General features: G+C 36.4%; 19 protein-coding genes, 1 tRNA gene and 2 pseudogenes. 6 read left to right on the top strand and 16 right to left on the bottom strand.

From position 1 onward, the window contains the following. The 7 genes and pseudogenes from pstC to COE49_RS11695 all read right to left on the bottom strand — a co-directional run bounded on the left by pstC (window position 1) and on the right by COE49_RS11695 (window position 6,771). Window positions 1–951 (bottom strand): phosphate ABC transporter permease subunit PstC, encoded by a 951-nt coding sequence (gene pstC / locus COE49_RS11720; RefSeq protein WP_088230907.1) that lies wholly within the window; start codon window positions 949–951, stop codon window positions 1–3. A 27-nt stretch (window positions 952–978) separates the two neighbouring features. Further along, window positions 979–1,896 carry a PstS family phosphate ABC transporter substrate-binding protein gene (locus tag COE49_RS11715; protein WP_088230906.1) on the bottom strand — a complete coding sequence of 306 codons (918 nt, stop codon included), beginning with the start codon at window positions 1,894–1,896 and terminating at the stop codon, window positions 979–981. A gap of 336 nt (window positions 1,897–2,232) precedes the next feature. After that, window positions 2,233–4,356, bottom strand: coding sequence for a peptidoglycan D,D-transpeptidase FtsI family protein (locus COE49_RS11710; protein WP_088230905.1), 2,124 nt, complete (start codon window positions 4,354–4,356; stop codon window positions 2,233–2,235). Between the two features lie 59 nt (window positions 4,357–4,415). Continuing rightward, a pseudogene (locus tag COE49_RS28480) lies at window positions 4,416–4,514 on the bottom strand (hypothetical protein); the annotation flags it as partial. A 230-nt stretch (window positions 4,515–4,744) separates the two neighbouring features. Beyond that, window positions 4,745–5,743: pseudogene (locus tag COE49_RS11705) on the bottom strand (MFS transporter); the annotation flags it as partial. 118 nt (window positions 5,744–5,861) lie between these two features. Next, window positions 5,862–6,473, bottom strand: a complete 612-nt coding sequence (gene sodA, locus COE49_RS11700) for a superoxide dismutase [Mn] (RefSeq protein WP_071712990.1) — start codon at window positions 6,471–6,473, stop codon at window positions 5,862–5,864. A 224-nt stretch (window positions 6,474–6,697) separates the two neighbouring features. After that, window positions 6,698–6,771: transfer RNA gene (locus tag COE49_RS11695), tRNA-Ile, on the bottom strand. 237 nt (window positions 6,772–7,008) lie between these two features. On the opposite strand from COE49_RS11695, the gene yqgB reads away from it, so the two are divergent. From yqgB to ispG, 3 genes are all read left to right on the top strand, one after another. Then, window positions 7,009–7,767, top strand: coding sequence for a protein YqgB (gene yqgB / locus COE49_RS11690; RefSeq protein WP_098252981.1), 759 nt, complete (start codon window positions 7,009–7,011; stop codon window positions 7,765–7,767). 73 nt (window positions 7,768–7,840) lie between these two features. Beyond that, complete coding sequence (locus COE49_RS11685) at window positions 7,841–8,206, top strand: hypothetical protein (RefSeq protein WP_088230902.1); 366 nt, start codon at window positions 7,841–7,843, stop codon at window positions 8,204–8,206. Window positions 8,207–8,370: 164 nt separating this feature from the next. Further along, window positions 8,371–9,474 carry a flavodoxin-dependent (E)-4-hydroxy-3-methylbut-2-enyl-diphosphate synthase gene (ispG, locus tag COE49_RS11680; RefSeq protein WP_170933766.1) on the top strand — a complete coding sequence of 368 codons (1,104 nt, stop codon included), beginning with the start codon at window positions 8,371–8,373 and terminating at the stop codon, window positions 9,472–9,474. Between the two features lie 79 nt (window positions 9,475–9,553). Here the strand turns inward: ispG and COE49_RS11675 are convergent, their stop codons facing one another. From COE49_RS11675 to COE49_RS11660, 4 genes are all read right to left on the bottom strand, one after another. Further along, entirely contained in the window at window positions 9,554–9,967 is a 414-nt protein-coding gene (locus COE49_RS11675) for a Fur family transcriptional regulator (protein ID WP_088231085.1), read from the bottom strand. A 13-nt stretch (window positions 9,968–9,980) separates the two neighbouring features. Next, window positions 9,981–10,814, bottom strand: coding sequence for a metal ABC transporter permease (locus tag COE49_RS11670; RefSeq protein WP_088230900.1), 834 nt, complete (start codon window positions 10,812–10,814; stop codon window positions 9,981–9,983). Beyond that, window positions 10,814–11,584 carry a metal ABC transporter ATP-binding protein gene (locus COE49_RS11665; RefSeq protein ID WP_088230899.1) on the bottom strand — a complete coding sequence of 257 codons (771 nt, stop codon included), beginning with the start codon at window positions 11,582–11,584 and terminating at the stop codon, window positions 10,814–10,816. The genes COE49_RS11670 and COE49_RS11665 overlap by 1 nt, the downstream gene beginning before the upstream one ends. Window positions 11,585–11,819: 235 nt before the next feature. Beyond that, the gene (locus tag COE49_RS11660) at window positions 11,820–12,698 is read right to left on the bottom strand and encodes a YitT family protein (RefSeq protein ID WP_088230898.1); all 879 of its coding nucleotides are present in this window, start codon (window positions 12,696–12,698) and stop codon (window positions 11,820–11,822) included. Window positions 12,699–12,847: 149 nt separating this feature from the next. On the opposite strand from COE49_RS11660, the gene COE49_RS11655 reads away from it, so the two are divergent. Further along, window positions 12,848–13,102 carry a DUF2624 domain-containing protein gene (locus tag COE49_RS11655; RefSeq protein WP_088230897.1) on the top strand — a complete coding sequence of 85 codons (255 nt, stop codon included), beginning with the start codon at window positions 12,848–12,850 and terminating at the stop codon, window positions 13,100–13,102. A gap of 28 nt (window positions 13,103–13,130) precedes the next feature. Here the strand turns inward: COE49_RS11655 and COE49_RS11650 are convergent, their stop codons facing one another. Together COE49_RS11650 and COE49_RS11645 are read right to left on the bottom strand one after the other, a co-directional pair. Beyond that, window positions 13,131–14,027 (bottom strand): deoxyribonuclease IV, encoded by an 897-nt coding sequence (locus COE49_RS11650; RefSeq protein WP_000912452.1) that lies wholly within the window; start codon window positions 14,025–14,027, stop codon window positions 13,131–13,133. Between the two features lie 134 nt (window positions 14,028–14,161). Then, window positions 14,162–15,472 carry a DEAD/DEAH box helicase gene (locus COE49_RS11645; RefSeq protein ID WP_088230896.1) on the bottom strand — a complete coding sequence of 437 codons (1,311 nt, stop codon included), beginning with the start codon at window positions 15,470–15,472 and terminating at the stop codon, window positions 14,162–14,164. Between the two features lie 180 nt (window positions 15,473–15,652). Between COE49_RS11645 and vrrA the strand changes: the two genes are divergently transcribed. Continuing rightward, on the top strand, window positions 15,653–16,396 hold the full coding sequence (gene vrrA, locus COE49_RS11640; RefSeq protein WP_088230895.1) for a VrrA/YqfQ family protein: 744 nt from the start codon (window positions 15,653–15,655) through the stop codon (window positions 16,394–16,396). An 89-nt stretch (window positions 16,397–16,485) separates the two neighbouring features. Next, window positions 16,486–17,436, top strand: coding sequence for a 4-hydroxy-3-methylbut-2-enyl diphosphate reductase (locus COE49_RS11635; RefSeq protein ID WP_088230894.1), 951 nt, complete (start codon window positions 16,486–16,488; stop codon window positions 17,434–17,436). 41 nt (window positions 17,437–17,477) lie between these two features. On the opposite strand, the gene COE49_RS11630 is transcribed toward COE49_RS11635, so the two are convergent. From COE49_RS11630 to cccA, 3 genes are all read right to left on the bottom strand, one after another. Further along, window positions 17,478–18,599: a Nif3-like dinuclear metal center hexameric protein gene (locus COE49_RS11630; RefSeq protein ID WP_088230893.1), complete on the bottom strand. Its 1,122-nt coding sequence runs from the start codon at window positions 18,597–18,599 to the stop codon at window positions 17,478–17,480. Then, window positions 18,596–19,303: a tRNA (adenine(22)-N(1))-methyltransferase gene (locus tag COE49_RS11625; RefSeq protein ID WP_088230892.1), complete on the bottom strand. Its 708-nt coding sequence runs from the start codon at window positions 19,301–19,303 to the stop codon at window positions 18,596–18,598. Before COE49_RS11625 ends, COE49_RS11630 begins: the two co-directional genes overlap by 4 nt. 165 nt (window positions 19,304–19,468) lie before the next feature. After that, on the bottom strand, window positions 19,469–19,825 hold the full coding sequence (gene cccA, locus COE49_RS11620) for a cytochrome c550 (protein ID WP_000828141.1): 357 nt from the start codon (window positions 19,823–19,825) through the stop codon (window positions 19,469–19,471). Window positions 19,826–20,017 lie beyond the last annotated feature (192 nt).

The following is a 20,017-nucleotide window of genomic DNA, read 5'->3' as shown; positions in this document are numbered from 1 at the left end:
TTATGTCACCCTCCCAAAACGGCGCATAATAGACTGCGAAATGATGTTCATTATAAATGTAAACAAGAATAATGTTGCACCCACAGCATACATGCTGTAATAAGTAATCGTTCCATGCGGAGCATCACCTAAACTCACTTGCACAATATAAGCTGTTAACGTTTGAATCGAGTGTGTCGGATTGAGTGATACATTCGGTGTGGATCCCGCTGCAATTACAACGATCATCGTTTCACCAATCGCTCTGGAAGCTGCTAATATAATCGCCGCTATAATCCCTGTAAAAGCCGAAGGAAACACTACTTGTTTTACCATCTCAAGGCGAGTTGCTCCGAGTGCTAACGAAGCTTCTTTCGTTCCTTTCGCTACAGCTCTCATCGCGTCTTCAGACAGAGATGCAATTGTAGGTATCAGCATAAATCCAATAACAATCCCTGGACTTATCGCATTAAAAAATTGTAAATCTGGTATAACCCGTTGTAAAAGCGGTGTGACAATTGTTAGTGCAAAAAAGCCATATACAATTGTCGGAATGCCTGCTAATAGTTCTAACATCGGCTTTAATATTTTCCGTGCACCATTTGAAGCATATTCGCTTAAAAATACGGCACAAGCTAAACCGATAGGAATTGCTACGCACATAGCAATCGCCGTTACAAGGACTGTTCCACATATAAGTGGTAATATACCGAATTTAGGATCTTCAAAAAAAGGTAACCATTCTTTCTCCGTCAAAAAGAAGTGTAATGGTATGTTTTGAAAAAACATCATTGTTTCATTTGCTAACGTAAAAACAATTCCAAGTGTCGTCACAATCGACACGCTAGCAATTATTTTTAGTAATAACGGAACCATTCGATTGATTCGCTGCGTTTTTTTTCTTTGTTTTATATTTCTTTCAATCAAATGTTGTACAGAAAATGTAATTTGACTTTTGTCATTATGAGCCAAAGATGAAAACCCCTTTCCACCCTGACATTACCTTTTTATTTCTGTTAACATTCGCAGCTGTTCATTATATTTTTCTTTTGGTAATTTTACATACCCTACTTCTTCAGCAAGGTTACCAACATGCCGAATCATAAACTCCACATAATTTGCTACATTCATTTTATTTCGGATCGATGCATTATTCACATAAGTAAATAGCGGTCTAGATAAAGGCTTATACTTACCTGATTGAATGGTCTCTTTCGTCGGAAATACACCATTTACTTTTATCGCTTTCACCTTATCTCGATTGGCCATATAATAAGCATATCCTACAAAAGCAATGGCATTTTTATCATTCATTACTCCTTGCATAATAACTTGATCATCTTCAGACAAAGAGACTTTTTTTACAATGCGACTTTTTTGTAAGATGACATTTTGAAAATAATCATACGTACCAGAATCTACACCTGGCGCATAAAATTTCACCTGTTCACGTGGCCATGATGAATGAATTTGTGACCATCGCTTCTCTCTTCCATCTTCACTCCACAATAGACGTAACTCGTCTATTGACATATCGTCTACCCAATGATTTTGACGATTTACAACGATCGTAAGACCATCGTAAGCGACTTCAAACGGTGTAAACTGAATGGAGTTTTTCTTCATTTCATTTTCTTCCACTTGTTTCATTACTCTTGAAGCATTATTTATATCTACTTCTCCTTTACTGAAACGATTAAACCCTCCTCCTGTTCCAGATACACTGATCGAAATTTTCACGTTTGGATGCGCCTTTGTGTATTCCTCCGCTACTGCTTCTATAATAGGAAAAACTGTTGAGGATCCATCAACTCTCACTTCTCCCATATCACTCACAGCAAATGCAGTAGTCATGCCAAAACAAAGGAAACATAGCGATAATATGAAAACTTTAATCGACGTACTCATCCATTTCACGTGTTCTTCCTCCTAGAAGTAACCGGAAATAACAGGATTACAGATATAAGAATACTGCTAAACTATTAATTCGGTTTTAATTGTTTGTAAAAGTTTTGTAAAGTTCCACAAGAATCCACATAAGGTGAAATTTTAATCAATAGCGGGCTGTTCATCCACACTGGTTATTAATCCATAAAATCGTTATCCTCCCAGCACACAATATACAAGTATCATTTGTGGGGTTGCGTACTTTTTTCAATCGTTTATACTTGTCCACATTTATTACACGATATGCATAAACTATAAAAAAAAGCACACTATCTTTTCAGATAGTGTGCTTTTTTTACGACTTTTTTATTCATCATCTTGATTTTTATTTTTATTATCTTTTGCATCTTTTGGAGCTTCACCATTTTCTTGCTTTTTCAAATCAAAGTAAGCGTCCATAATGTCACGACTAATATAACCGTTAATACCTGATTTATCATCAACCCAAGGTACAACAACAGAAAAGGCTACTTCAGGGTCTTCAAGTGGCGCATAACCTACCATTGTTAAGTTATATGTCTCTTTGCGCTCACCTTTTGCATTTCTACCAATCTCTTTATCACCGCCATACACGGTTTCAGCTGTACCTGTTTTACCAGCAGCTTTATATGGTGCACCTGTAAAGTATTTCGTAGCTGTACCACCGGCATCATTAAATACTTGTCTAAATCCTTCTTGAACACGTTTAATTTGTGATTCAGGCATATCAATACGATTTAGCACTTTCGGTTCCATAGAATGAACAACTTTTCCAACTTCGTCTGGTTTTGCTTCCGGTTCACGAATTTCTTTCACAACTTGCGGCTGCATACGGTAACCACCATTTGCAATTGTTGACACGTACTGTGCTAATTGAAGCGGTGTATACGTATCATACTGTCCAATTGATAAATCTAATAAGAAACCTGGAATATTATCTGTTTTACCTTTTTGTCCAGCAGATTCATTCGGTAAATCAATACCTGTTTTCACGCCAAGTCCAAACTGTCCAAAATAATAACGCATCGTATCATATGCTTTTTGTGGTATATCTAACGTACCACCTCTCACATATGGAACACCTGCGATATTCATCGCTGTTTTAAACATATATACGTTAGAAGACATTTTTAATGCTGTCAGATCATTAATATATCCCATCGTCTTCCAAGAAGATTTTTTTGGCGTTCCTTTTAATACAATCGGTTCATCAAGTTGAACTGAACCCGGTTGAATCGCACCTGTTTGATACCCTGTAAGCACTGTCGCACCTTTTACAGTCGATCCCATCGGATAAGAACTCGTCATCGTTCCTAACGCGAAATCTTGTACTTTCGTTTCTCCATTTTCTTCCACTAATTGTTTCCCAGCCATAGATAAAACTTCACCATTTTTCGGATTCATCATTACAACGAATGCACGATCTAAAAGAGGTTGTCCCCCTTTATATTTCAATAAATTTTTAGTGATAATTTCTTCCACACGCTTTTGTAATTCCATGTCGATTGTTAAATTCAGGTCATTGCCTCGTTGTCCTTGTGATACATTAATCGTTTCTAAAATATTACCATTTTTATCTGTAATATTTTTCACTTCTGATTTCGTACCGTGCAAGCTATCTTCATATTGCTGTTCAAGATAACTTTTTCCTACTCGGTCATTTCGATTATAATCACGAACAAGATAGTAATCTAGTTTTTCTCTCGGTAAACCTTCATCAGATGTCGACACGCCGCCAAGAACACTTCGGAATAAATCATCATACGTATATTTTCGTTCCCAATCAACATTCGTATCTATACCTGGTAATGTTGCTAGATTTTCACTAATAATCGCATATTCTTCTGGTGTAGCATCTTTTTTAATAACTTGAGGTGTCATTGCATATCCGCCGTCCATCTTACTTCTAATCGCTAGTATTTCTAAATCTTTTGCGGATAATTGATTAATCTCTTCTTCCGTCACACGACTTCGTTGACGTTCGTCTAATTCTTTTTCGTCAATTTTGTTATTTTTCAATTCTTGACGATCTTTATTCGTAATCTTTTCTTTCGCTTCCTCTTTATGCAGAGCAAGCCAATAGTCTTTTTTATCACGATCTGTTAATTTATCTATCGGTACCTCAATCAAACCAGCTAATTTTTCCGCTGTTTTTTGGCGATCTTCCGCAGTTGATCCTTTCATTTTTGTAAATGTAATTGTACGAACAGCTGTATTATCTACTACAGGTCGCCCATAACGGTCAAATATTTTCCCACGCGGGACTGGATTACTTATCGTGGAGTTCTCTTTCTTCTCCACTTCATTCTTATATTCCTCACCGCGAACAATTTGTACATATCCGAGCCTTACAATAACCGCGGAAAACATTAAAAACACGCAAAAAAACAGCACGTTTAACCGAAATGGAACGTGGGTCTTTTTCTTTTGTTGCTTCTGCTTCTTACTCATACAAACCCCCTCTACCAACAGCTATGTAATGTGAAAGGGACACCTTTATACAGGTGTCCTCACTGCTGTCTTACATCTTTTTCTATTCTAGCATAAAATAAACGAGAAGTTAACCTTCTGGTTCTGTTTGATTTTGCGTGTTTCCTTGCGCTACCACACTTGTTTTCCCCGCATTTCCCTCTTCATATTTGACATTTTTAACTGCAAAATATATAAGAAAATGTCCAGCACCTAAAATGCATAATAAGAAAGGTAAGCTTTTTTCAGGTGGAAAAAATAGAACCGCACACAAAAAGCTTAAAATGGAACAAATTCTACCGGCATTTAACCATAATTCTCGGACAACTACATACTCTACACGCCACTCTCTCGCATTTTTCGCTCTACCAATTACGTCATATGTCATTGATCCGTACGGAACGAGTAAAATAGGGTATGCAATCGCGATACATGCCGCATAAATAAGTAACTTTGTATATGTAACATTGAATATAACTAAAAATACGACCGCATATAAAATAATGCCTCCAAGTAAAATTGCTTTTTTTCTCCACTCTTTCTTTAACATACGAGCGACTAAGTAGTAACATATAAATGATACAGTAGAATTTACTAAGCTATATTTCCCTAGCGCGAGCTCACTATCAGTTGCTAAATAAACATATACGGAAATGACAAAAATAAATGTCCCTTCTCTCAACCCCTGAAAAAAATGAGCCCGTGTAATTCTCCCCCAATTTTTATCAATCCGTCGCTCTTTCAATACTTGCATCACTTCATAACGTCCTTCACATTCTCTCTTAGATAAAAAAAAGCTTAAAACGACCGCAATAGCAAATAGCACTAATGAAAGAAAGAATATGACAGTATAACCACTCCATTTTTCCATACGTGAAATTGTATATCCTGCTGCTATTGGTCCAATCATTCCAGAGAAGGATGTAAGGAGCCCGAGAAAACCGTTAAAGAAATCTCTTGTTTCTGGTTCTGTAATTTCAAATGTCAATAAGTTAAACGCTAACCAGTAAAAACCATATCCGATTCCTAAGAGGGCTCCCATTAATAAAATATAGTGAGAAGCGCTTTTTCCCGCTACTAAAACAACGATAAAAAACACAGCTAACGTTCCCACACCTATTCTTAACAAGATCGAGCGATCAATACGTTTCGCAAATTTCCCACCTACAAGAAATGTGAGAGGCTGTAATACAACGCTGGCCAAATTATACAAGCCAAGATTCACATAATTTTGTGTTTGTTTCCATAAATAAATGTTCACAAATGTATTCGATAAAGAAATTGCGAGCGTGTATAAGCCTCCAATAAGGAGCAATAACACTAAATCCCGATTCACTTCAACGTCACCAATTATATGTTTCCACTTCATACACAACTCTCCTTTACTTCATGTTCTAGTCTTCCAAAGACAAGCCCAATTATGTAAAAGGAAAGCATAGAAAAAAAGCTAGGAGCATTCTCCTAGCTTTTTTCTATAATTGTTACAATTATTTTGCTTCTTGGTAACGTTTTTCAGCAGCGTTCCAATCTACAACGTTCCAGAATGCACCGATGTAGTCTGGACGACGGTTTTGGTAATGTAAGTAGTAAGCATGCTCCCAAACATCTAAACCGATAACTGGAGTCTTACCTTCAGTTAGAGGAGAATCTTGGTTTGGAGTGCTTGTTACTTCGATCTCACCGTTATTTACTACTAACCAAGCCCAACCAGAACCGAAGCGAGTTGCGCCAGCTTTTGCGAATTCTTCTTTGAATGCATCGAAGCTACCAAATTTCGCTTCAATTGCAGTTGCAAGTTCGCCTACTGGTTGTCCACCACCGTTTGGAGATAGGATTGTCCAGAAGAATGTATGGTTCGCATGTCCGCCACCATTGTTACGTACTGCTGTACGGATTGCTTCTGGCACTTCATTTAAGTTTGCAACTAATTCTTCAACGCTTTTGTCAGCTAATTCTGCATGACCTTCTAAAGCAGCGTTTAAGTTTGTAATATACGTGTTGTGATGTTTTGTATGATGGATGTTCATTGTTTCTTTGTCAAAGTGAGGTTCTAATGCATCATACGCATAAGGTAAATTTGGTAATTCGTGTTTTGCCATTGTTATATTCCTCCCAGTTTATGTATTGCCACTAATATGCGACATACAACTTCATTCTACCCTAATTGCCATAGGGTGCAAACAAATAAATCACATTGTCTTGCTACCATTAAAGTAGCAAAATTCCCACTTCTTTTCAATTAAAATGCTCATATATTCCGTAAAAAAAAGCTCCCTTCTACAAGGAAGCTTCCTGCTAACGTAATAAACTTATGAAATGGATATGGACCCTGTAGGACTCGAACCTACGACCGGACGGTTATGAGCCGTCTGCTCTAACCAGCTGAGCTAAGGGTCCACAATTATGTATGTAATCATATATAAAATAACTGAATTCCTATCGGATATATCCTTTAAGAAATGTAAGATAAATTTACCATATGCAAAAGAAAAGTGTCAATTGTATTTTTCTCTTTTAAAAGTAGAAAATTAATAAAAGAGAAATTCAGTTCTCTCTACTATATGTAATATAACTTGAGATTCCCTAGATTCGTACGTTACAATGATTTTATACATACATAAAGGAAGTGAATCTATGTCCATATTTACCCAATTCGCAAAAAGTGTATACTCACCTAAAGATATGGCGCTATTCCGTTTTCAAAAAATCGGTAAAACCATTTTGTATATTATGCTACTTTGCTTAATTACTACTATTCCAAGAACTTTCTTATACGGTAGTCTTATCCAGGATGGTGTGAGCATGGTAAATCAAGTCATCGATAAAGATTTACCTGATTTTAAAATTGAAAATGGCGAACTAAAAGCCGATATTGATCAACCTATTGAAAAAGAAGAGGGAAATGCACTTTTCGTATTTGATCCGAATTCAACAGACTTAGAAAAATACCAAAATAAAACAGGTTTATTTGTTTTAAAAGATAAAGTAGTCTCTATGGGAAATGGTCAAACACAAACGTATTCTTATAACGATTTGTTAGGTGCATCGCTTGAGAAAAAAGATCTACAAGAATTTATTTCTTTATTCGATAATATTTACCCAATTTTATTATTTGTTATCGGATTCTTAGTGTACCTATTCCAATTATTCATCACTTTTGTAGGCGTGACTTTACTTGCGTTCATCGGTTCTGCCATGAGCGGTCAACGTAAACTATCCTATAAACAAGTTTGGACGCTAACCGCATACAGCTACACAATCCCAACCATTTTCTTCATGATTATGGATTTATTCAAGATCGTCGTACCTGGGGCAACGTTCATTTATATCGCAGTTGTTTTAATCGTTCTATACTTAACGATTAAAGAAGTTCCAAAACCGAAAGAAAAATAAAAGCGTTAAAAAATGCCTAAATAGGCATTTTTTTTTTGGACAAGCATATATTCCTAGCAAAGGAGTGAAGAATATGAAAAGATTAGGTATATTCTTATTCGTGCTTGTTCTCGGCTATATATTTTATTACGACATAAAAATCGGCACTTTACCGATGTTAAGTTCATATAAAAAAACAACCTCTGCTCAAACTATAAAAAAAGAAGACACAGATACAAAACAGGATAAAGAGAATAAAGCAGAAAAAGAAACTGATGTAACTTATAAAACAATCGAAGTAAAAACTGGTGAAACAGTCCTCTCGATTACAGAACAAATTAATAAGAAAAAAATCCCTTCTATTGAAAAAGTAATTGATGACTTTAAACAATTAAATAAAAGTACATCTGCTACAAAAATACAAATTGGAAAGTCTTATAAATTCCCGTTATATCAATAAGCGATCACTTAATCCTTGTCAATTACATAAAAGCGCTGATACAATAGTAAAAGTGAAACCGAGCACTTCGGTTTCTATAGCCCTGTATCACGTATACTATCATTGATATACGGGACTAAATAAGAAACTTCTTTTATAAGGAGAGCGATCTATTCGTGAATGAAATGACTCATCGTACAAAAACACGTCCAGTTAAAGTCGGTAATTTAACAATTGGCGGTAATAATGAATTAATTATACAAAGTATGACAACAACAAAAACACATGATGTTGAAGCAACAGTTGCTGAAATTAAACGTTTAGAAGAAGCTGGCTGTCAAGTTGTTCGTGTTGCCGTTCCAGATGAACGCGCAGCAGATGCTATTGCTGATATTAAAAAACAAATCAACATTCCACTTGTTGCTGATATTCATTTTGATTATCGTCTTGCTTTAAAAGCAATTGAAGGTGGCATTGATAAAGTACGTATCAATCCAGGTAACATTGGCCGCCGCCATAAAGTAGAAGCCGTTGTAAATGCGGCAAAAGAGCGCGGTATTCCAATTCGTATCGGTGTAAACGCTGGTTCATTAGAACGCCATATTTTAGAAAAATATGGATATCCAACTGCTGATGGTATGGTTGAGAGTGCACTACACCATATTAAAATTTTAGAGGACTTAGATTTCCACGATATTATCGTATCTATGAAAGCCTCTGATGTTAACTTAGCAATCGAAGCATACGAGAAAGCATCTCGCGCTTTTGATTACCCATTACATTTAGGTATTACAGAATCTGGAACATTATTTGCCGGAACTGTAAAAAGTGCCGCTGGTCTTGGAGCAATCTTAAGCAAGGGTATCGGAAATACACTACGTATTTCATTAAGTGCTGATCCAGTTGAAGAAGTAAAAGTTGCGCGTGAACTATTAAAGTCATTCGGTCTTGCATCTAATGCAGCAACACTTATCTCTTGTCCAACTTGTGGCCGTATTGAAATTGATTTAATTAGCATCGCTAATGAAGTAGAAGAATATATTTCTACACTTCAAGTACCTATTAAAGTTGCAGTACTCGGTTGCGCTGTAAACGGTCCTGGTGAAGCTCGTGAAGCTGATATCGGTATTGCTGGCGCACGTGGAGAAGGATTATTATTCCGTAAAGGGAAAGTCGTTCGTAAAGTACCAGAAGAAACAATGGTAGAAGAACTGAAAAAAGAAATCGATGTAATTGCTGCTGAAATGGCTGCTGAACGAGAAAAAGAAAAAGAAACACAAGAACAATAAAAAGAAGGTTGCCCACAATATTTGTGAGCAACCTTCTTTTCTATGCAAAAAGCTCGTCAGTTATATAACCGACGAGCTTTTATTTTGCACATTTGGGACAACGACCGTATATTTCAAATTTATGACCGGTTACTTCATAACCGTTAAAATCTTTATTCATAAAATCCATTGGACAGGAAGTAATTTCTTTCGTACCACCACAATCCAAGCAAATAAAATGGTGATGATGTTCCATAATAGAACATGTAAAACGAAAATGTTTTTCACCATTTAATTCCGTTTGTTCTAAAACACCAATTTCAGCAAAAACCGTTAAGTTACGATAAATCGTATCAAAGCTGAGTCCTGGGTAATCATCTTTCATATGTTCTAAAACATCTTTCGCAGTTAAATAACGATTATGAGCTGCGAATAATCTGAGCATCTCTTCCCTTTTCCCCGTATGTTTGTATCCTTTTTCCTTCATTAGGCGTAAAGCTTCTGCTAGATTCATACCTATCCCTACTTTATGCAGTTTTTTTCTTCTTCCATAAAATTGCACCAATCAAAATAAGAACTGCTATCACAACAATTGTACCACCTGGTGCTAGATCAAGTTGATACGAAGCAAACATTCCACCAATTACTGCAATTTCACCAAATATAATGGAAAAGAAAATTGTTTGTTTAAATCCTTTAGCAATACGAATACTTGCTGCAACTGGTAACGTCATTAAAGATGATACGAGAAGAACACCTACAACACGCATGGATACTGCAATAACAAGCGCAACTAAAATAATAAAAATAAAGTGAATCCACTTTGCACTCAAACCGGTTGATACAGCATATTCCTCATCAAATGATAGTAAAAACAACTCTTTGTATAATAAACTAATCGTTGCAAGTACAACAATTGCTACAATACCAATAATAATTAAATCTCCACTTGTAACAGCACTTACACTACCAAATAAATAACTAAATAAATCTGTGTTAAATCCATTTGCAAGTGAAATGAAAATAACACCGATTCCCATTCCCGCTGAAAGAATAATTGGAATCGCTAATTCTTGATAATGCTTATATACAGTTCGTAATTTTTCAATTAGTAACGCTCCACCTATCGAGAAAATCATTCCCATATATAGAGGATTTAAAAATCCACCTGTGAAAATTGTTTTTTCAAGTAATAAACTTGCAGCAATACCTGATAACGTCACATGACTCAATGCATCTGCAATAAGCGACATGCGGCGAATCACAACAAATACACCGATAAGCGGCGCAACAAGTCCTATTAAAATCCCCGCATATAAAGAGTTACGTAAAAAGTCATATTGTAAAAAATCTTGTATCATCATATCCTCCCGTGATGCTCATGTTCGTGTTCTAAACGGTGAACATGATGCCCATATAAGACGGACATTTCCGCATCTTCTAACTCTCGGAATTTCTCTACATTACCATGGAAATGTAGATGTTGGTTTAAGCATGCAACATGTGTTACCTTCTCGGTAACTGCTCCCATATCGTGTGTAACAAGAATTAACGTGATGCCCAACCTTTTATTTAAATCCTCTAATATCTCGTAAAAGCTTTCTACATTTTTCACATCGATCCCAACAGTAGGCTCGTCCAAAATAAGCAATTGTGGATTACTTACAAGTGCGCGAGCAATAAATACACGTTGTTGTTGCCCACCAGAAAGTTCTCCAATATTCCGTCCTTTAAACTCACTCATACCTACATCAGCAATTGCTTTTTCTACTTTTTCCTTATCATCTTTCGTAAAAAAGCGAAAAAGACCTTTTTTCGAAACAAGTCCCATTGACACGACCTCAAAAACTGTTGCCGGGAAACCTGAATTAAAACTACTTGCCTTTTGGGATACATAACCAACTTTATTCCATTCTTTAAACTTCTTACTATCAATACCAAATAATCGAATGCTTCCTTGCTTTGGCTTTAAGACACCCAATAAACATTTAAGTAACGTCGATTTCCCTGAACCATTCGGCCCAACTAAACCTAAAAAAGCTCCCTTCGGAACTTGCAAATTAATATCTTCTAACACGTTGCGATCTTCGTATCGAAACGTTAATCCTTCTATTTCCAATATATTATTCATAGCATCTCACCTATTTTAATTCAGAATCATTCCGATTTATATCTATTTGAATTATAGTACAGCTTATTATAGTTGTAAACCAATCTGCCTAAAATATATCTTTTTTTTCAAGAAACCTTACTATTATAACAAAAAGCAGAGAAAAATTCTCTGCTTTCAAAAAATATTTCTATAAAATGAAACTTTAATCATTGTTTTCCCATCCACACCGATCGAGCTTTTGCGGGTTACCTTTTTAATGAATAGCTGATTTAAACTTACCACCGTTCGTCTCTTGCGTACTCATAATCGTAACAAACGCATTTTCATCAATTTCATACACAATTGATTTTAACTTCGTCACTTCTAGGCGGGTTACAACTGCATAAATAACTTCTTTTTCTTTATCTGTGTAACCACCTTTTGCCACGAGCTTTGTAGTCCCACGGCCGAGACGATGTAAAATTGCATTTGATACTTCCTCATATTGATCTGATACAATTAAAACTGCCTTCGTTTCATCTAATCCTTGAATTACTGTATCAATTGTTTTGAATGCAATATAGTACGTCATAACAGAATACATAGCTTGTTCAACACCAAATACAAATGCTGCCCATGCAAAAATGAATAAGTTCACAAACATTACGAATTCACCAACAGAAAACGGTAATTTCTTCGTTAATAAAATCCCCATAATCTCCGTTCCGTCCATTGATCCACCATGACGAATAACAAGCCCTACACCAATACCTAAAATAAGACCACCAAACACTGTCGCTAAAATGGGTTCTGTTGTAAACGGCGGAACAGCGTGTAACGTTGATTCAATAAATGCTAAAGCTACAATACCAAAGGCCGAAGATAACATGAAGGTTTTTCCGATTTGCTTATAACCTGAATACATAAACGGAATATTGAGAACAACAACCAAAGTAGAGAAGCTTAACCACCAAATATTCGGAGTAAGATAATCTAAAATAAGAGAAATACCAATAATTCCACCGTCAATAATTTTATTTGGCATCAAAAATAGTTCAATTGCTACCGCCGCACATGCTGCCCCAAAAACAATCATAACTAAACGATAAATAAGATGAATAACACTTTCTTTTCGATGTTGCTTTTGCTCCATAAGTCCTCCTTATACTCTTTCTCTGTAATTTTGTCCCTTTATTATAACATACGCTTCTTTTCCTCATAAAAAAAGAAACCCTATAAGAATATGTACAAGCCATGTGCTCATATATTTCGATAGAAGAACGTGTGAAGGAGGATAACACGATGAACCTCATTAAACAAATTGTTAATAAAAAATTAAATCATATTTCTACAAAAGAGTTATTGAAATATAGTAAAGAATATGAAGTTCCAATTACAGCTGCACAAGCTGATCAAATTGTTGTACTTATAAAAGGAAAGAATATTAACATTTATGATAACAACGAGCGACTAGAGCTCTTAAAACAAATCGCAAAAGTAACCTCTCCTACTACCGCTCAGCAAGTAAATACTTTATTTCAACAACTACTAAAATAAGGAGGGGGAAAGTCCCCCTCCTTATTATTTATTGTGCTTTAATTTTCTCAAGAATCCCCTCATCAAACGTACCATTTTTCAGCATTTCGATTTCAAATTTATATGGTGGCTTCTTATCTTTTTTATCTTCACCTACATACGGTGTTTCAAGAATTTTCGGCACGTTCATTAACTGCGGATGATGTACAATATGATGCAACGCTTTATAACCGATATGACCGAAACCGATATTTTCATGACGGTCTTTTCCTGCGCCGCGTACATTTTTACTATCATTAATATGAAGTACTTGTAAACGATCGATACCAACAATCTTATCAAATTCGTTTAATACACCGTCAAAGTCATTTACAATGTCATATCCTGCATCGTGCGTATGACACGTATCAAAACATACTGATAGTTTTTCATTATATTTTACACCATCAATGATTTTTGCAATTTCTTCAAAACTACGGCCGCATTCCGTTCCTTTTCCTGCCATCGTTTCTAACGCAATGTTAACCGTCTGGTCTGGCGTTAATACTTCATTAAGCCCTTTAATAATTTGTTGAATACCAGCATCTGCTCCTGCACCAACGTGAGCTCCCGGATGAAGAACAATTTGTTTCGCTACACCTAATGCCGATGTTCTTTCAATTTCCATGCGAAGGAAGTCTACACCTAATTGGAATGTTTCTGGCTTCGTCGTATTCCCAACATTAATAATATATGGTGCATGGACGATAATTTCCTCAATACCATTCAGTTCCATATGTTTTCTTCCTGCTTCTATGTTCAATTCCTCAATTGGTTTTCTTCGTGTATTTTGCGGTGCGCCTGTATAAATCATAAACGTTGTTGCACCGTATGAAACAGCCTCTTCACTTGCTGCTAATAACATCTTCTTACCACTCATTGAAACATGAGATCCAATCTTTAACATACAATCACCTCTTCATTATACAATAGATATAATGATAGCATAATTTGTAGAAATATGTAGTGAATTGTTTTTTCCATTCTCCACTGATTATTACCCCCGCAAATAGCGGGATAAAAAAAGATAAGGGAAGTCCCTTATCTTTTTTTATGGCTATATTTTCTCTTCACTTTGTCACGTTCTGTTGCAAGTTTACGTTTATAGTTCGGTTTTACTTTTTTCGGCTTTTTAACAACTTTTGTTGCCATAACGTCCATTTCATCATTTGGTTTTTTACGACTCTTACGACGACGACGTTCACCTAAATCTGCCCACTCATCTCCGCGTAAATCTACATGTTTGAACTCGATATGACGTTGTTTTTCTAAGCTATCTAACGCTTCTTCGTTTGCTGGATCATAGATCGTCACTGCAATACCTGAATGACCTGCACGTGCAGTTCTTCCAACGCGGTGAACGAAGAAATCTAAATCTGATGGAAGCTCATAGTTAATAACATGGCTAATTCCTTCAATATCAATACCACGTGCTGCTAAATCAGTTGCAACAATATATTGGAATTCAAGGTCACGAATTTGTTTCATCATTTTTTTACGATCACGCGGTGATAAATCTCCGTGAATTCGTCCAACTTTTAAGCCACGTTCCATTAATCCGTCAGCAACCTGATCTGCCATCTTCTTTGTATTCGTGAAAACAACTGCTAAATACGGTTTAAATTGCAGCAACATTTTGTTCACTAAATCGATTTTGTTACGATGTTTAGAAGGTACTAAATAATGTTCAATATTTCCAGCCGCAACTTGTTTTGGGTTGATATGAATATGCTCTGGATTTTCCATATATTTCTTCAGAAACGGTTTTAGTTTTTGAGGAATTGTTGCAGAGAAAACTAGCATTTGCAAGTTTTTAGGCATGCGTGCTGCAATTTTGTCTACATCGTGAATGAATCCCATATCAAGCATTAAGTCTGCTTCATCGACAATAATCGTATTTGCTTTATGAACAAATAACGCTTGTTCTTCTACTAAGTCTTTAATACGTCCTGGTGTTCCAACTACAATATGAGGTTGTTTTTTCAACTTTTCAATTGATCGTTGTTTATCAGTTCCACCAATTAAACAACGCGCTGTAATCATTTGATCTTCCGCACAGAACTTTGTTAATTTCACGATTTCCTCGTAAATTTGTTGTGCCAACTCACGAGTAGGCGCTGTAATAACAAGTTGTACTTCTTCACGACTTGGATTAATTCTGTTCAGTGTAGGAAGTAAATATGCGTGTGTTTTCCCAGAACCTGTTTGGGATTGTCCAATTACACTTACACCTTTTTTCACGACCGGGAAAATTTTCTGTTGAATTCCTGTCGGCTCTGTAAAGCGTAGTTCACGAACTGCATCTATTAAAAATGGTTTAAAATCATACTGTGTAAAAGTTTGTTGTGTCATAAGTTACACCTTCTTTCTAAATTTCTACTGCGCGCACAAATCAGTCAAGTCTACATTATATCGAAATCTACAAGTAAAATCCATCTTTAGTTTAGGTTTTTCCTTCAAAAACTAACCTTCTTCCCTTTCATTGCATATTGTATGTGTATATACCTAACTGAAGAAAGGAGGATTTCTCACATGTTTCCGAAATCCCCTATAAGGCAAATGTATCCGACTCAAGGACAACAACCTTACACACCATATCCAATTCCACAACTACCGCCGATGGCACAAAAAAAGAAAGGTTTCCTTGCTAAACTCTTTAAAAAGCACGATCCCACCGAACCTTTCATGCAAATGGTCCCGCCTTATCGACAAATGGAAGGGCCACCGATGATGCATCAGCAGCAACCCCCGCCCCAATATCGACAGCAATATCAACAACAATACCAGCAGCAATACCAACAACAATATCCACAGCAATACTCACAGCAATATCAACCATACATGCAGCAGCATCCTGAGCAAATGATTCCCCCTCAAATGTATGAATCAAACGACACGCGCGGCAGTGCAACAACTACAGCGGCATCAAGTAGCGGCATCGGTAGTTTTTTTTCGAATTTAATCTCGAATCCAACTAATATGATAAACAATATCGAAAAAGTATCCCAAGTCGTTCAATCTGTAAGCCCTGTCGTCGAACAGTACGGTCCCATTATGCGTAACCTACCAAGCATTGTTAAAATCCTCACCTCTGGAAAAAGTACGGAAGAAGATCAAACTGAAGACCTAGCAGAAAAGATTGAGGTAGCAACTCCACCTCCTCCGCCAAAAAGAAAACGAAAACGAAAAAAAATAGTGATTGAGCCAGTCATAGAAAAAGAAGTACGAGAGGAGCCTGTTCAAAAAATAGCAACAAAACCAAAACTATATGTGTAACAATCCTTTGTTTTCTATCCACTCCTCCTTTATAATGTAAAAGAATATGCACAAAAGTATCCCTTGTTTAGAAGGAGAGGATTACTCACATGAAAATTGTTAAAATTTCCCCTCGTGGTTATTGCTACGGTGTTGTTGATGCGATGGTTATTGCACGTAACGCCGCATTAGATACATCATTACCGAGACCTATTTATATTTTAGGTATGATTGTTCACAACAAACATGTAACAGATGCGTTCGAAGAAGATGGCATTATTACATTAGATGGTCCAAGTCGATTAGAAATTTTAGATAAAATTGATTCTGGTACTGTTATTTTCACTGCACATGGTGTTTCTCCAGAAGTGAAGCAACGTGCGAAAGAAAAAGGTTTAACAACAATCGATGCCACTTGTCCAGACGTTACAAAAACACATGATCTTATTGAAGCAAAGAAAGCTGAAGGATACCATGTCATTTATATCGGCAAAAAAAACCATCCAGAACCAGAAGGCGCGGTTGGTATTGCACCTGATATCGTTCATCTTATCGAAAGAGCTGATGATTTAAAAACGTTAGAAATTCCAACTGATAAAATTTTAGTTACGAATCAAACAACAATGAGCCAATGGGATGTTCAACATTTAATGGAGGACATTCAGAAAAAATTCCCAACAGCAGAATTCCATAAAGAAATTTGCTTAGCAACTCAAGTTCGCCAAGAAGCTGTCGCTAAACAAGCAGATGTTGCAGACTTAACAATTGTTGTTGGTGATCCAAAAAGTAACAATTCAAATCGCTTAGCACAAGTATCACAAGAAATCGCTGGTACGAAGGCTTATCGTGTGGCAGATGTAAGTGAGATTCAATTAGAGTGGCTACAAGGTGTAGAAAACGTAGCTGTTACAGCAGGCGCTTCTACTCCAACACCAATTACAAAAGAAGTTATCGCTTTCTTAGAGCAATACGATCCAATGAACCCAGCTACATGGGAGAGAATTCGAAAAGTACCGTTACAAAAAATATTACCTCGCGTGAAAGTGAAAAAAGAACAATAATAAAAACCGTTGCTGACATGAGCAACGGTTTTTATTATTTCTTATACAAATGTAAACGGATCTGTATGTAACTGTGAAGCATGAATTTGTACATTGAATTTCTTTGCATCTACTTTTTCTTGCAATTGCTTTTGCACACCTTGCTTCATTACTTTTTCAACGTTATGTCCTGGGTCAACTATATTTAAACCGAGCATCATCGCATCATGAGCAACATGGTAATACATGTCACCTGTTACATATACATCTGCTCCTTTAAATTTCGCTTGGTTTATATATTTATTGCCGTCTCCACCAAGTACAGCTACTTTGCGCACTTTATCATCTAATTTCCCAACAACGCGCGCACCCTTTACATCTAATGATTGCTTTACATGTTCTGCAAACTGTCCAAGTGTCATTTCTTCTTGTAAATATCCTATTTTTCCAAGCCCTAATGTTTCACCTTTGTTATCAAGTGGATACACATCATATGCTACTTCTTCATATGGATGTGCCGTTAATATTGCTTTAATCACATTTCGCTGTAGTGAAGCTGGAATAATCGTTTCGATACGCACCTCTTCCACACGTTCTAACCGCCCAGTTTCCCCGATATAAGGATTTGTCCCCTCTTGAGGTACAAACGTGCCTGTCCCCTCACCGCTAAACGTACAGTGGCTGTAATTGCCGATATGACCAGCACCTGCGTCTCCTAATGCTTTTCGTACTTCTTCTGCATGAGTTTCAGGTACAAACACTACAATTTTTTTCATTTCTTCTGCGTATGTCGGTGCCAAAACTTCTGTATTTTGCAATCCTAACGCATCAGCGAGTAAATCATTTACTCCGCCCTTAGCAACATCCACATTTGTGTGTGCTGCATAGATTGCAATATCATTTTTAATACACTTTTCAATAATTTTCCCATACGCCTTATCTGTATGAATCGCTTTTAACGGGTTAAAAATTAAAGGGTGATGAGCAATAATGACATTCGCTCCTAATTGAATCGCTTCATCCACAACTTCTTCCGTTACATCTAACGCAATTAATACGTGCTGCACGGGTTTATTAAGCGCTCCAATCTGCAAGCCAATCTTATCTCCTTCCATTGCCAGATGCTTCGGATACATACTTTCAAATAAAGAAATAATTTCATGGCCATTTGGAATTTTACTCATGATAAAATCTCCCCTATCATTTTCATTTTCGCTTCTACTTCCGCACGCTTTACTTTTGTTTCTTCAGAATCAGCCGCACGTTCTAACTGTTTTAAAATATTTTGGAAGTTTTTTAATTCTCCTTCCCATTTTTCAACGAAAGCTTCACTTTTTTCTTTTATTAAAAATGGTCCCATAAACAATTCAGCTTGTTTATTTTCAGAGTAAGGCACTACAACATTTCCTCGCTCACCTACTAAAATCTCGTAAATTTTCCCATCTTCTTTTACGATTTTTTCATGGATAAGCTCCCAACCATTCTCAATAAACCATTCACGAATGTGATGTGCTGCAATATTCGGCTGTAAAATTAAACGCGTTACACCTTCTAATTTTTCTTTACCACTTTCTAAAATGTCACGAATTAACGCTCCGCCCATTCCGGCAACCGTAATTACATCTACTTCTCCTGGCGTGATTACTGCTAATCCATTCCCTTTACGCACATCTACTTTATCTTGTAAGCCACTTTCAGCTACAGTTGCTTGTGCGGAGCGAAATGGTCCATCTACAACCTCTCCAGCAACTGCTTTTGTAGCAATATTATTTATAATTGTATAACACGGTAAATACGCATGATCCGATCCAATATCAGCAACTGTAGATCCTACTGGTATTTCACGTACAACTTCTTCTAATCGTTTTGAAAGCTTTACTTCATTCATGTATTTCCATTACTCCTTCTCTTGTCAGTCTGTCTCCATGATAATGAATTTATAGTAGTTGTTGCAAGCCTATAACAACAATTCACTTCTCTATCATTTATCGTATTTTAGAAAATATAGAAAAACAAGCCCTTTGCGTAAGCAAAAGGCTTGTCATACGGAACTTTATTTTTTCTTCGATAACCAATCAGCTACTTTAGCAGCTTGATCAGCTGGAACTATATTAGCAGGCATATTTCCTTTTCCTTTCGAAAGAATTTCTTTAATTTCATCTTTTGAAAGTTTCCCACCAATTTTTTGTAAATTAGGTCCTACTGCCCCTTGTAACTGATCACCATGACAGCTCGTACAGCTTTGCTTCACAATATCCTCTGGTTTTGATGCTGTTTGTGCTGGCTTCCCGCCATTTTTTGCATCAGCTAACTCTTTAGATTTATTTAGCCCCTGAAATGAAAATACAAACATAACGATAATACCCAATGCTGCAATAAGAGCGAACGGAATCAGCGGATTACGTTTCATATCTCTTCTCCCCCCTCTATATCCCTAAATAGTTAGATGATTCAGTCATTTCCATTGTACTTGAAAACGCTCTATCAGAAAAGAGCAAACTACCACTTGTTAAAAATATTCCATAAATTCAGTTTATTGTTTTTTATTGTCATATCGCTTATTATTTCGATAATTATTAACGTTTCTCATCATTTTTTTCAC

Origin of the sequence: Bacillus sp. AFS029637, assembly GCF_002584985.1 — a bacterium.
Classification (GTDB): Bacteria; Bacillota; Bacilli; order Bacillales; family Bacillaceae_G; genus Bacillus_A.
The sequence above is the reverse complement of the archived record's forward strand: the minus strand, read 5'-3'. Positions and strand labels throughout refer to the sequence as shown.

Excerpts from the sequence above, each read along its gene's own strand:
- COE49_RS11710 (WP_088230905.1), bottom strand. The coding sequence starts at position 4,356 with ATGAGTAAGAAGCAGAAGCAACAAAAGAAAAAGACCCACGTTCCATTT.
- sodA (WP_071712990.1), bottom strand. The coding sequence starts at position 6,473 with ATGGCAAAACACGAATTACCAAATTTACCTTATGCGTATGATGCATTA.
- yqgB (WP_098252981.1), top strand. The coding sequence starts at position 7,009 with ATGTCCATATTTACCCAATTCGCAAAAAGTGTATACTCACCTAAAGAT.
- COE49_RS11685 (WP_088230902.1), top strand. The coding sequence starts at position 7,841 with ATGAAAAGATTAGGTATATTCTTATTCGTGCTTGTTCTCGGCTATATA.
- ispG (WP_170933766.1), top strand. The coding sequence starts at position 8,371 with ATGACTCATCGTACAAAAACACGTCCAGTTAAAGTCGGTAATTTAACA.
- COE49_RS11675 (WP_088231085.1), bottom strand. The coding sequence starts at position 9,967 with ATGAATCTAGCAGAAGCTTTACGCCTAATGAAGGAAAAAGGATACAAA.
- COE49_RS11670 (WP_088230900.1), bottom strand. The coding sequence starts at position 10,814 with ATGATACAAGATTTTTTACAATATGACTTTTTACGTAACTCTTTATAT.
- COE49_RS11665 (WP_088230899.1), bottom strand. The coding sequence starts at position 11,584 with ATGAATAATATATTGGAAATAGAAGGATTAACGTTTCGATACGAAGAT.
- COE49_RS11660 (WP_088230898.1), bottom strand. The coding sequence starts at position 12,698 with ATGGAGCAAAAGCAACATCGAAAAGAAAGTGTTATTCATCTTATTTAT.
- COE49_RS11655 (WP_088230897.1), top strand. The coding sequence starts at position 12,848 with ATGAACCTCATTAAACAAATTGTTAATAAAAAATTAAATCATATTTCT.
- COE49_RS11650 (WP_000912452.1), bottom strand. The coding sequence starts at position 14,027 with ATGTTAAAGATTGGATCTCATGTTTCAATGAGTGGTAAGAAGATGTTA.
- COE49_RS11645 (WP_088230896.1), bottom strand. The coding sequence starts at position 15,472 with ATGACACAACAAACTTTTACACAGTATGATTTTAAACCATTTTTAATA.
- vrrA (WP_088230895.1), top strand. The coding sequence starts at position 15,653 with ATGTTTCCGAAATCCCCTATAAGGCAAATGTATCCGACTCAAGGACAA.
- COE49_RS11635 (WP_088230894.1), top strand. The coding sequence starts at position 16,486 with ATGAAAATTGTTAAAATTTCCCCTCGTGGTTATTGCTACGGTGTTGTT.
- COE49_RS11630 (WP_088230893.1), bottom strand. The coding sequence starts at position 18,599 with ATGAGTAAAATTCCAAATGGCCATGAAATTATTTCTTTATTTGAAAGT.
- COE49_RS11625 (WP_088230892.1), bottom strand. The coding sequence starts at position 19,303 with ATGAATGAAGTAAAGCTTTCAAAACGATTAGAAGAAGTTGTACGTGAA.
- cccA (WP_000828141.1), bottom strand. The coding sequence starts at position 19,825 with ATGAAACGTAATCCGCTGATTCCGTTCGCTCTTATTGCAGCATTGGGT.